The 12,506-nt window shown below is 40.1% G+C and carries 12 protein-coding genes; 3 read left to right on the top strand and 9 right to left on the bottom strand.

Translation table 11 applies throughout. From position 1 onward, the window contains the following. Positions 1-311 precede the first annotated feature (311 nt). Positions 312-1,520 (bottom strand): NO-inducible flavohemoprotein, encoded by a 1,209-nt coding sequence (hmpA, locus tag ACIQYG_RS17220; RefSeq protein ID WP_402840151.1) that lies wholly within the window; start codon positions 1,518-1,520, stop codon positions 312-314. Positions 1,521-1,691: 171 nt separating this feature from the next. On the opposite strand from hmpA, the gene ACIQYG_RS17215 reads away from it, so the two are divergent. Continuing rightward, a complete protein-coding gene (locus ACIQYG_RS17215) occupies positions 1,692-2,156 on the top strand; it encodes an RrF2 family transcriptional regulator (protein WP_402840148.1) in 465 nt (154 codons plus the stop codon). A 16-nt stretch (positions 2,157-2,172) separates the two neighbouring features. Here ACIQYG_RS17215 and ACIQYG_RS17210 read toward each other — a convergent pair whose 3' ends face one another. From ACIQYG_RS17210 to ACIQYG_RS17200, 3 genes are all read right to left on the bottom strand, one after another. Further along, the gene (locus ACIQYG_RS17210) at positions 2,173-3,147 is read right to left on the bottom strand and encodes an HD-GYP domain-containing protein (RefSeq protein WP_402840145.1); all 975 of its coding nucleotides are present in this window, start codon (positions 3,145-3,147) and stop codon (positions 2,173-2,175) included. An 83-nt stretch (positions 3,148-3,230) separates the two neighbouring features. Then, complete coding sequence (locus tag ACIQYG_RS17205; RefSeq protein ID WP_402840142.1) at positions 3,231-3,416, bottom strand: zinc-finger domain-containing protein; 186 nt, start codon at positions 3,414-3,416, stop codon at positions 3,231-3,233. Positions 3,417-3,421: 5 nt separating this feature from the next. Beyond that, positions 3,422-4,093, bottom strand: a complete 672-nt coding sequence (locus ACIQYG_RS17200; protein ID WP_402840139.1) for a reverse transcriptase-like protein — start codon at positions 4,091-4,093, stop codon at positions 3,422-3,424. Between the two features lie 208 nt (positions 4,094-4,301). Here ACIQYG_RS17200 and ACIQYG_RS17195 point away from each other — a divergent pair, with 208 nt between their 5' ends. Next, positions 4,302-4,715 carry a reverse transcriptase-like protein gene (locus tag ACIQYG_RS17195; RefSeq protein WP_402840137.1) on the top strand — a complete coding sequence of 138 codons (414 nt, stop codon included), beginning with the start codon at positions 4,302-4,304 and terminating at the stop codon, positions 4,713-4,715. After that, complete coding sequence (locus ACIQYG_RS17190; RefSeq protein ID WP_402840135.1) at positions 4,699-5,607, top strand: DMT family transporter; 909 nt, start codon at positions 4,699-4,701, stop codon at positions 5,605-5,607. The genes ACIQYG_RS17195 and ACIQYG_RS17190 overlap by 17 nt, the downstream gene beginning before the upstream one ends. Before the next feature lie 44 nt (positions 5,608-5,651). On the opposite strand, the gene ACIQYG_RS17185 is transcribed toward ACIQYG_RS17190, so the two are convergent. The 5 genes from ACIQYG_RS17185 to ACIQYG_RS17165 all read right to left on the bottom strand — a co-directional run bounded on the left by ACIQYG_RS17185 (position 5,652) and on the right by ACIQYG_RS17165 (position 12,347). Beyond that, a complete protein-coding gene (locus ACIQYG_RS17185; RefSeq protein WP_402840131.1) occupies positions 5,652-5,933 on the bottom strand; it encodes a DUF6123 family protein in 282 nt (93 codons plus the stop codon). Between the two features lie 121 nt (positions 5,934-6,054). Continuing rightward, on the bottom strand, positions 6,055-6,930 hold the full coding sequence (locus ACIQYG_RS17180) for a 5'-3' exonuclease (protein ID WP_402840266.1): 876 nt from the start codon (positions 6,928-6,930) through the stop codon (positions 6,055-6,057). A gap of 85 nt (positions 6,931-7,015) precedes the next feature. After that, the gene (locus ACIQYG_RS17175) at positions 7,016-7,843 is read right to left on the bottom strand and encodes a sulfurtransferase (protein WP_402840129.1); all 828 of its coding nucleotides are present in this window, start codon (positions 7,841-7,843) and stop codon (positions 7,016-7,018) included. 13 nt (positions 7,844-7,856) lie between these two features. Beyond that, positions 7,857-8,618, bottom strand: coding sequence for a nucleotidyltransferase domain-containing protein (locus tag ACIQYG_RS17170; protein WP_402840127.1), 762 nt, complete (start codon positions 8,616-8,618; stop codon positions 7,857-7,859). 15 nt (positions 8,619-8,633) lie between these two features. Next, positions 8,634-12,347: a dynamin family protein gene (locus ACIQYG_RS17165; RefSeq protein WP_402840124.1), complete on the bottom strand. Its 3,714-nt coding sequence runs from the start codon at positions 12,345-12,347 to the stop codon at positions 8,634-8,636. Positions 12,348-12,506: the final 159 nt, after the last annotated feature.

Below are 12,506 nucleotides of genomic sequence, written 5' to 3'. Positions count from 1 at the left end.
CTAAGACATGAAAAAAAGCCCTTTTCATCCTCGAAATAAGGACGAAAAGGGCTGCTCTCCGTGGTACCACCTTCATTGAATGCAAGTTCATGCATTCCACTTTGCCTGATAACGCCAGGATTTGCGCCTATGTTTTGCATAGGACTCAAGAAGCAGGTTCTGCGCTTTCCTGTCGCGGGTCTTCCAGCAATTGACGCCGCTCTCTGTCACAGTGATTCTCGCATACTAATCTTCTCTCAACGTTCATTGTTTTAATATAGTATGCAAAATTATCTGCTTAATGTCAATAACATTCCTGCGATGAATGAACCTTATAACGCAATTGCCGGGCCGAAGAACTCATAATGAATTTTATCCGTATCTATCCCCAATTCTTTCAGGTAAGTGATGATCGCCTTCATGAAAGGAACAGGGCCACAAACATAATAATCAGCTTCAGGTTTAATAAAACTGCTCAATAATTCCTTATCAATATACCCTTCCTTTTCAAAATTCGGCAGCTTCTTGTCATCCTCACTCGGATTTTTAAAGATAAAGGATAATTGATAGTTGGTAAGCTTGTGGGCTAGTTCTGTCAGTTCCATTCTGAACGGCTGTAAATTGCCATTATCGGTCGCATGAATGAATTGTACATCACGCTCAGGTGTTTGTTCAGCTACCGCATGGACCATGCTCATGAAAGGCGTTATGCCAACGCCTCCGCTCAAGAATACTGCCGGTGTTCGTTTTTCCAAATCGATGGTGAAATCACCTGCAGGAGCCGTTACGTCAATACTGTCACCCATCTGAATGGATTCATGCAAGTAGTTAGAGACCCTTCCATCAGGAGAGGTTCCCGGCTTTTCTTTTTTAACGGAAATCCGGAAATAATCTTTTCCTGGAACATCAGACAAACTATACTGACGGTTGAATAAATAGCGTTCACCCGGTATCTCGATCCGAACAGTAATATATTGTCCTGGTAGAAATGCCGGAACCTTATCTCCATCTGATGGCTTTAAATAAAAGGAAGTGATTACGTCACTTTCCCGTACTTTTTCCACCACTGTGAATCGTTTGAAATCAGACCATCCACCGGCCTGACTGGAAGCTTCGTCGTACATTTCTTTTTCGATGCTAATGAAGACATCCGCAATGACTCCATATGCCTCTCCCCAGGCTTGAAGGATTTCTTCTGTAGCCGAATCTTGTAACACTTCCTTGATTGCACCTAATAGATATTCTCCAACAATGGGATAATGTTCGGCTTTAACTGCAAGACTTCTATGTTTTTGTGCTATTTGCTTCACGACAGGTATTATCGCTTCAAGTTGATCTATATATTTAGCTGCTGCCAAAACCGTGTTGGCAAGTGCAGTTTGCTGGCGCCCCTTTTTTTGATTGGCATGATTAAAAACATTTAATAATTCAGGATGTGCTTCGAAAAGATTTTTATAGAATACAGTTGTGATAGTTGTACCATGCACTTCTAATACAGGTACGGTTGATTTGATAACATCGATAGTTTTCTGGGATAGCATAGGTAAACCCCTTTTCATAAACAAGTATTTTAAATACATGTTTATATTAGAACTTAAATGCGTTAAAAGCAATATTTTTTATACATCTTTTTCAAATAATAAGTTTTCATGTTTATAAAATGTTCACATTTATGATATAGTCAAATAGGGATAGAATGTGAGGCGATAAACATGAGGTTGACGAGTTATTCCGATTACTCACTTAGAGTGTTGATTTACCTGGCTACCCACGACCAAAGCAAATTATCAAATATTAAAGAGATTTCTGAAGTCTATCAACTGTCTAAAAATCATTTGATGAAGATTGTTCATAATCTTGGAAAATTAGGCTATATTGAGACGATTCGTGGAAGAAATGGCGGTTTTCGGCTTGCAAAATCACCCGCTGAAATAAATGTAGGGGAACTGGTACGGCGAACCGAAGAGGATTTTTACTTAGTGGAATGTTTTAAAGATCACGATAACTGTGTGATTTCTCCCGTTTGTTCATTGAAATTTGTCCTTAACAATGCCTTGGATGCTTTTCTAAAGGTCCTTGATCAATATACGATTGCAGACTTCAGCGAAAATAAAGTGATGCTCAAAACCTATTTCGATTCGGTAAAGCAGAATGACGAAGAGCCCGATTTATTATAATCGGGCTCTTTTTTCATTAACCGATGATTCGTTTGATCTGCCATTCTTTTTCCATTCGCAAATCTATGATCTCTGTACTGGTTTTCAATAAAACCTTAAGGGGATTGTAGGGATTGATCATGATGATCGTCCCAAATTGTCCATTGGTAAGCATGACTTCTTTTCCGACCAAAGTGGACATTAATCGGCTTACCAACACCAGCAGGATTTCTGGATTGAATTTACTGAACATATCACTGTTCATTTGCTCAATCACCTTATAAAACGGCATGGCCTGATGATATACACGATTTGAAGACATCGCATGGAATACGTCGGCTATAGCGACGATTTTCCCATGATGATGGATTTCATTCGCACCCAGTCCAAGTGGATAGCCTTGCCCATCTTCCCGTTCATGGTGCTGGAGGGCTGTTAATGCAATCGATGGGGGTATTCCAGGGATATTTTTAAGTAATTCATACCCATAAATGACATGGCGTTTCATTTCTTCATATTCTGCCTCAGTCAGTTTTCCCGGTTTTTCCAATATACTCTCCGAAATCCTTGTTTTACCCACGTCATGCAGTATGGCTGCCAATGTCAGGGCTGAAAGGTTTTCTTTAGATAATCCAAGCTTCATCCCCAGATAAGTGGCAATGATCCCGACACCGATATTATGCCTATACGTGTACTCGTTATTTGCTTGCATCTCATCGAAAAGGTAATAAATATCAGGATTCATTGCAGCTTCTGCAATGACTGGTGCAACTTTTGCTTTAATCAATTCAAATTTTTCAAGCTGTATTTTTCCTTCTTTACGTATTTCTTGAAAGATGTTTTTCATTTGAAGAGAAGCTTCGTTGATTCTTTCATGAATCTTTACGTTAGGTTGTGCATGATCTACCGTTATAGGAGATGAACCTTTTTTCAATTCTTCCATTATAAAATCAATTTCAGGTATGGTAATAGGCGGTTTGGCATTATTTAGCTTCCCTCTTCTAGTTTTCATTGCCCTCACACTTTTCTCTATTTTTTACCTATAATACCATATCCTTCATTAGCTTGTATCTTAATGAAACCACTTTTGGGCACTTAAGATCGGTCACTAAGTTCATTGCCCAGCTGTTTTAATTTTTCACCAACCGTACATTCTGAAATACAGAACTGATGGGCATATGTACGCCCCTTCTCTTTTCGAAAATGCTTTCTTAAAAAACAATCTTGGCAAAATGAAATGAGGACATCTTCCACTTCTTCATATATTTTTTTCCTGTTCATTGTTGTTATGGCTCCTTTGACCCAGCAATTTCTATTTTGCTGAAAATGGCTTTTCCCTGCAGTGCAAGTGTGGCCAGGCGATCGGCTTCCTGGTTTTCCTTTCGAGAAATCGGCTTGCAGACAGGAATGATCTTTAATTTATCCAGTTTCGCTTCAATGCGGTCCAGCCATTTATTTAAGTTTTCTTCCATACAGGGCCATTCACCGGAGAGTTGATTTAAGACAACGAGAGAATCCCCTTTAAATTCACAGCTTTGATGGTGGATTCCAAGATCCTCCATCTGCCTGACAGCTTCATGAAAGGCCGCATATTCAGCTTCATTATTGGATTCGAATTGCTCCAATTTCACATTGGTGCGCAACCGCCAGAACTTCTTTCCTTGACGAAAATAAATGGCAACACCAATTCCTGCCACTTTTTCATCTTTTTGAAAACCTCCATCAAAAAAAACCGTCACATCCTGCGGTTCTTCTTCAACTTCCGTCAGGAGTTTCTTTAGCTCCTTCTTGGTCCATGTTGTATCGAATTCATCCTTGAATTCCACTTCTTTCAGCTTTCCCGCCTTTTCAAGATCTTCCGTAATGACTAGTGCAGTCCCGGCATCAAGCCAATCCGAAACGAAATCGGCAGATGGTTTTTTTGAAGCATGATATGTCCATTGCATAATTACCTTCAACGATTTCCAGCTCCTTATCCATTCACGATCCATACTGAACAGCTTACAATTTTCATACCTTTTTTTCGTCATACCCTTTATAATATATTGTAAGCATTTGAATCACTCTTTTTAATTATAGTTCCCATATCAGCCTGAAATTCTCATGTTTCAATCTTAATTTTATATATTGAACATTTTAATAGTTAAACTCGAGGAGGAGCACATATTGATCGAAGTGTATATTGATGGTGCCAGTGCGGGCAATCCCGGTCCGAGCGGCGCAGGTGTTTTCATAAATAATAACGGTGTGGTCGAGAGGCATTCCTTTCCGCTTGGCAATATGGAAAACCATGAAGCGGAGTTCCATGCCTTAATCAAAGCATTGGAGATTTGTGTTGCCAATAATTATCAAATCGTTTCTTTTCGTACTGACTCCCAAGCCATCAACCAGGCCATTGAAAAAAGATTTGCAAAAAATAAGTATGCCCTTTTGCTGGAACGGGCGTTAAAGCTTTCCGACGAACTTGATTTATTTTTCATGAAATGGATTCCAAATATCGAAAATAAGTCCGCGGATGAGTTGGCGCGACGGGCCATTCGATTGAATAAGGCTGAGGAAATTCATGAACAAGACAGCTGATTTTTCATTATTATTCGTTGTATTCATCTGGGGCGTAACTTTTGTCATGGTCCAAAATGCGCTATCGTTTCTTGACCCCTTCACGTTTAATGCCGTCCGTTTCTTCATGGCGTTCGTATTCTTGCTCATCCCTTATATATCGACTCTACACAAAAAGGGGAAAAACTGGAATAAGGGCCTTATTATAGCTGGGTTTCATATTGGGGTTTGGCTTTTTTTGGGATATGGGCTTCAAACGATCGGATTGAATTATACAACGCCTGCGAAGACAGGCTTTATAACAGGGTTAAGTGTTGTCATGGTACCTGTTTTTTCCCTGCTGCTATTAAAACATAGGCTTTCCCGCAATACAATAATAGGTGTCGCAGCCGCAACCATCGGGCTTTATTTAATGACTTTCGCTGACCGCTCCAATTTGAATATCGGTGATTTACTGGTATTTTTATGTGCAATCAGTTTTGCCATGCAAATCATTACTACCGCTAAATATGCCAAGACCCTTCCCGCTTTACCGCTGACGCTGATTCAGGTTTCCACCGTATCTTTATTATCATTTGTTTCAGCCTTCATTTTCAAAGAGAATCATTCCGTCATCTTCAGCTCGGAGGTTATGTTACAGAAGGATGTATGGACTGCTTTATTGGTTACGGCAGCCCTTGCCACGGCGTTCGCCTTTTTCGCACAAACCTTCTTCCAAGCCTATACGACACCTACAAGAGTGGCGCTGATCTTTTCAATGGAACCGGTTTTTGCTGCGTTATCCTCATACATATTGATAGGGGAAAAATTGACTTCCGCTTCCATCATCGGCTGCGCATTCATTTTCTTGGGAATGATATTTGCAGAACTGCCTGTTAAGAAAAAGAAACCGGTGACACAGGAGTTTTCTTGAAAAGGCCAATAAAATAAATCGGACTTCCAGTTATGAAGTCCGATTTATTTAAGCAGCCCCTGTTCTTTTGCAAACGATACCGCAGCACTACGCGTTTCAATGCCATTTTGTTTTAAGTTTTCCAAAAAGGAGATATAAAAACTGCCATCAAAATTCTTTTGTACCTTCAAAGTCAATTCTATTGCTGCATTGACTAAAACATCACTTGCATCCGTGTAGCGCTTACCAAAATAAATAAAACCAATCGCGTCATTACCAAAAGTGAACCCCTTACCCTCTAAAAAACTAACATACTCTTCAGTTGATTTCGCCACTTCTGCATCCACTCCATACTTCTTGCCTTATTTTTATCTTACCGTATATCAAAGATTTTGACTATCCATTTTTCGACAAAAAACTCACCGTACAAAATAAAGGAGCTCCCATTTGGGAGCTCCGCTTGTTTGATTAGATCATTCGCAGTAAAGTCCTGAATTCATGATCTCTAGCCAGATTTTTGACCTTCTCGCGGTCATACTGATAGACGGCATCGTCCAAAGGACATGAAATTGGTACATCACATTTTATTTCTGCTAGCTTCCTGGATAAATGAAGCATATCGACGGCGGATTCAATTTTAGCCCGTTGCCCATTCGTCAATGAAGCAACATTTTCAAGAATGCCTTCGATACTTTGATACTGTATCAATAATTTCAATGCTGTCTTCTCCCCGATTCCTTTAACTCCGGGATAGTTATCAGCTGTATCACCCATTAAAGCTTTTAAATCGATCATTTGCCTTGGCGTGATCCCTTTCCATTCAAAAAAGCTATCGGTATTATGCACCTCATAGTTACCATACCCTTTTTTTAACAATAGCACGGAAATGTTTTCATCTATTAACTGAAGCATATCTTGATCGCCAGTCAATATACCCACTCGGCTATGCTGTGCAGATGCCTTGGCAATTGTGCCGATACAGTCATCCGCCTCATATCCAGAGAGTCCTATGTTAGGGATATCGAATGCTTCAACCGCTTTTTTCGCTAAGTCGAATTGAGGGATCATTTCGACTGGAGCTTCTGATCGATTCGCCTTGTATCCATCAAATAATTCATTTCTGAAAGTCTTGCTGCCCATATCCCAACACACCGCTACATGACTGGGTGAAAAGTGATTCACCGCCGTCAGCATATGCTTCAAAAAACCCTGAACGGCATTGGTCGGGATGCCTTTGGAGTTAATCATGAATTGACCAGTAACGGCCGTTGCATAAAAAGCTCTAAATAAAAGCGCCATCCCATCGACAAGCATAAAGGAAGGATGCTGCTCATTTTCTTTCATTAACACATTATCACCTCTATCATGATGTACTTCCATTTTAACATAACTGTCCCCTTTTTTAAGGATCGTTTAATTGGAAATAATATTATTCAATTGGATTATCATCATACGAGATCCAGTCACTGAAACTGCCAATATAAACCTTCACATCTTTAAAACCCGCTTCTTTCAAGGCGATATAATTGGGTGAAGCCGTTACACCTGAACCACAGTACACAATGATTTCCTTATCTTTACCGATACCCGTGAAATTCGACTGAAGATCTTCCTTCTTTTTAAAATAGCCATTTTCCAAAACGTTCGTCCACACCTTATTTACTGCACCAGGTATATGGCCGGCTTTTTTATCAATTGGCTCCTCGATTCCCTCGTAGCGCTTAGATTCCCTTGAATCCATTAAAACGATATCGTCAGGTCTATTCATAGTGTAATCCTTCACTTTTCGAAAAGATGCAAAAACGGACTCATTTATATCGATATGATATTCTGTTGGCATATAATTCATTTGATTCGAGTCAATCGGATAGCCCGCATCCCTCCAGGCGCGATATCCCCCGTTTAGAACAAATACTTTCTGATGCCCAAGGTAGCGGAGCAACCAGACAAACCTGGAAGCAAAAGAACCTTCCCCACCATCATAAGCAATAAGTACCGTATCATTATTGATTCCATTTGATTCCAGTTTATCTTTGAAGGTTTTCAGGTCAGGAAGAGGATGTCTTCCGCCATGTTCTTGAATCTGACCCGATAAGTCCTTTTCAAGGTCGAAATAAACAGCGCCTGAAATATGGTCTTTTTGGTATTCATTATACCCTGCATCAGGAAAACCTAGCTGAAAGCGGCAGTCACAAATTCGGATATCTCTAGAATTCAACAACGGCAGCAGTTCTTCTTTTTCGATTATGAAACTCATTCTGAATAACCCCCTATTCCAAAATAGCCCAAATTAATTCATTAAGCTCCATTTCCATGTTCTTGCCTTGATGTAGCCTAGTTATCTCATTCTTTATGGAAAGTGATTTCCCTTTTATTAGCGAAAGATTATTTTCACTTTCATTGTTGCTTATACATTCTTCCATTTGTTTTGCTTTAAATATCCGGGTCATCCTGTTTTTCATTCCTTGATCAATTGAAACCAAATCAAGTAATTCCCATACCGATAATGGTGGCAGCGAACCCCGTTGGATGATATATTCCAGTATTAAATACGAACGGTACACTTGTATCCATATTTTTAGCTCTTTTCTTTCCGAATCCATTGTTTTTGTCAATTGTTGAAGATTGTCGCCCATCATCCGATGGTAATGGTGCCCCAGTGCCTTTTTGGAATAGCAATCCGCTATCAAACCTTTCATCTTCCTATAATAATCAGGATGGGTTATCAACTTGATAGGCGACTGAAACAATTCAAATAGAGCAGGATTACTCTTTAAGGTAAGACGGGATGATTTAAATAGATCCCAGCCTTCCATGTCAAATAGGCCTTCTTTCACTTGAATGACTTCAACTGGCAGACTCAAGCTCAGGTATGATCGCTTATCATTATGAACATATATAAACCGAACATCGTAATCCGATTGGACCGATGATAAACCAAAAGAATGGCTGCCAGTAACAGCAGCCATCAATATGGTTATATCCTCTTTCTTTTCCAGGTATCTCAATCGGGAAATAAGGTTTTCTTTCATGAATGAACCCCGTTTCTATTTCGAATGCATTTTAGCCAATTCCGCTACCGCATTTTCATAATACGGCAAATCAACCGTTTCCTCCAATGCTGCACGTAAACCTGCAAAGATATCCGATACTTCCGTCTTAAATTCTTTTTGAATTGCGAGTAACTCTTGATCAAGGACTTCATTATACATTTCGAAAATCCTCTCACCCTGTTCTTTTACATATAAAAGGGCAGGTTCATCCAAACGCTTCTGAAGCCCTTCGCTCATTTTCGCTTTTTCATTTTTTTCAAAAAAAGATTTTGGATTCTTAAATAATGCCAATTCCTTTTTGAATTCCCCCGTATCCAATTGGGCAAATGCTCCTGTAAATTCCAGGGACTCCCTCTCATTCGGTTCATATGGCTGTAATGAAAGGGTTCTTCTTATTTTTTGCATTTGCTGAAGCAAACTGCCCTGTTTCTCATGCAGTAATTTATTTACGAACATTTCCGTCCTTAAAGCCGTTGCCCGCATTTCCTGGGCAAGGTCAAAGCCTAACGCATCCAATAAGTTCTTCATCGATTGTTTGAGGACGATTTTCAGATCGCCTCCATCATCTTTTAAAACAGCTGGATTGAACGATTCTTTGAAGAAATCATTAAACCGGAAGAAGACCCGTTGTTTACTATAGAAAGTCAATTCGTCTATCTCTTTTTTCAACCGTTGCTTTTCGGCATCCCCTTTAATGACTGAAAGGAGTTCCGAAATGGCCTGTGACTCATGGGAAAGGGTCTCCAGGGCATTTCGTTTCGCTTTTTCATCCTGCCTGGAAGCTGTAATTACATCTCTTAGCAGTTCTTCGGTTCTTTTTACAGCCGCTTGAGCCGATTCAATTGCAAGTCCAGTTAAATCGTTTTCTATGAAAGAATCGAATTGGCCTTGGAATTCCATGATTCCGCTATTTGGAAGGAATGAATGCTTAAACGAACCAGGCGTTTGTTTTTCCATCAACGCCCCCTTACTCGTAAGCGGGAACAGTTTTGGAAAACGGATTCCGAATCCATTCAATTGATCTGTGACATAATCCATCACTTCGTCCAATTCGTCAGTCGTTTGTGCCAGGTCGACGGCATTGACGATGAAAAACATCTTATCCATAGCGAAAGAATCTTTCACACGTCCAAGCTGTATCAGGAACTCCCTGTCTGCCCGTGAAAATGGGTGATTATAATAGGTCACAAATAGGATGGCGTCCGAATTCTTAATATATTCGAAAGCTGCTCCTGTATGTCGTGCATTTATCGAATCGGCCCCAGGAGTGTCAACAAGGACCATCCCCTGCTTTGTCATTTCACAGTCATAACGCAATTCAATCAGATCAACAAGACATGACTTGGATTCTTCTGCAGCAAAACGTTTAAATCCTTCAAGGTCTACCGTAACCACATTTCCTAAATCATTCTGGTACTCTGGAAGCCCTTGATGAAACGCCCTAAGAAACGATAAATGCGTTTTACCCTTATCAACTTCCCCCGCCTTCGCAATGATTTGCCCTGCTAGTTGAAGAGCTTCATCTAGAGTCTTGGCCGATTTATCAAAAGCTGCCAACGCCAGGCTTACATCTTCCAACAGCATCGCTTCCGTCTTTAATTTGACGGTTGCCGTTCCATGTGGATGCTCAGCGTCCGAAGACATGATTTTGTTGATTGCGGCAGTTGTCGGATTTGGTGATACAGGAAGGACGCTTTCTCCCATCAACGCATTGGCAAAGGAAGATTTTCCCGCACTGAATGCACCGAAGAGGGCAACCGTGAACGTCTGTTGTTCCAAGCGATTTGCCTTCTCTTTCAATTCTTTATAAAGTGATTGAAACCCTCTCAGAGGTTGGATCAGCTTGGCCGCCTGTTTTAGACTCGTTGCAGTTTCCATCAGTTTTTCTTTTCCGCGTAAATCAGTAGCATCAGATGAAGAAACAGTCACGGTAGGTACAGTTTCCTTGATTTCTTTAACATGATCCGTTTCAGGTTGTTCGTTGACGGACCTTGAATTACTTTCATTATCGGTTTTCATGATTTTGACTGTAATATTTTTTTCCTCTTCATTCCATTGCGTTAACAGCATATCGATATCGCGCTCATCGACTAATGATTCAGTTTGATGGGCGATGGCCTCTAAACGTTCCGTTTGGTACTGGATTTCCGCGTTCATTGCAGCAGTAACTTTAAGAGCTTCCGCAAATTCAGAAAAACCTTCAAGTTCCTTATCGATGGATATAGACTGCTGTTCCACTATTCCATCCATAACGGTAACCATATCATTCAAAAATCCTTCTGATACATCACGTGCTTTCTTTTTGATGGCTGATGCCAAATCATTCGTATAGTTTAAAACGTATTCACCCGTAATATCGACTTGAGGCTTCAAAGAGTTTTTTATGTAAGATTCCGTTACCTCGATCTGAAGTGCCTGAGCCTTACTTTCAAGCGTTGAATCATGGATTTCCGCTTGATTAAGCGTTTTAACCGCCAGTTCTTTAAGATGCCATTCAAGCTGGGTTTTTACCTTTTCTTGCAGATCGCTCAAAAACGCCTTGATGCGTGCCTCACGTTCGGCATCCGTTTTTTTCTTCGCAAATAATAGACCCATTTTAAAGTCCGGCTGAGCCGATTCCAAGAAAGATTTACCTAGGTCCCGTGTAGCCGCGGGCATGATGTATGCACCTTTCAAGATGGTTTCTAATGCATCAGCATATTGGACCTTGATTTCCCCTATGCGTCCAGTTAATGATTTTTTTTCTTTCAATAGGCTGTCCACCTGATTCGTCAGGTGTATTCTTTCTTCATGAGGAAGTTCTGATAATACTTCAAAATCATCGGCATGTTCCTCTTCATACTGCTCCTTCAGCCAATTAAGATGCCTTTCGACAAGGGCATTAGCCGATTGCATGATGGCATCTTTCCCATCATTCAAACCTTTGCCCGCCATTTCATATATGAATTGCTTGACCACTTCTATTTCATTTTCGCTATTGTTCAAGTCTCTTACGGATGTATAAAAAATACCATCAGGATATACATTCCAGTTCGCAAATGCTTCAGAAACAGAAAGCTTGAAGTCTTGAAAGCCAAGCTCGTTCTCATCATGCTTATCGATCATATTGATAATTAAGTATGTCGGTTTTTCAGCCTCTAACAATTCTTTAGTGAATAGGAAGTTCACTTCTGATTGGACGTGATTGTAGTCCATGACATAAAAGACGACATCAGCTAGATGCAAGGCGGATTCCGTAGAAACTCTATGTGCATCGTCTGTCGAATCGATTCCTGGCGTATCCATGATCGCACATGAATCCGGCAGTGAAAAATCATTGGAACTTATCGTTATTGCCGATACTGAATCTCCATCCTTGGCAAATTTCTTGACCTCTTTAAAATCATAAGGTGCAGGAAATAAGACTGGTGGCTGATGATGGTAAAAGACTTTGGCATAGTCTTCCCCTTTTTGTACTTTTACCGTATTTGCACTAGTTGGAATCGGACTTGAAGGCAAAACTTGATCACCAAGGAGAAAGTTGATCATACTAGATTTCCCCGCGGAAAAATGCCCGCAAAAAGCAATGATGAACTCCTCTTTATTCACTTTCATGATTAACTGTTTCATTTTATCTGCATTGCCTGTATCACCTGCCGATTGAAATTTCTCATACATGGCAGTCAAAATCCCCAATTTGGACTGTTGCTTTAATGTTTCTTGAATCATGAATCCATACCCCTTAATCTATCTTCATTTTGATATTCTTATTGTAAACGATTTCGTTTGTTATTCATACCGTCAGCTTTATTTTTACTATATGAATCATTACTTGCCATGTTCAAAAAAAAACCACCTATTGGTGGATTCATGCAGTTTGATCATATT

The sequence above is a fragment of the Peribacillus sp. NPDC096622 genome, assembly GCF_044762665.1.
Classification (GTDB): Bacteria; Bacillota; Bacilli; order Bacillales; family DSM-1321; genus Peribacillus; species Peribacillus frigoritolerans_B.
The sequence above is the reverse complement of the archived record's forward strand: the minus strand, read 5'-3'. Positions and strand labels throughout refer to the sequence as shown.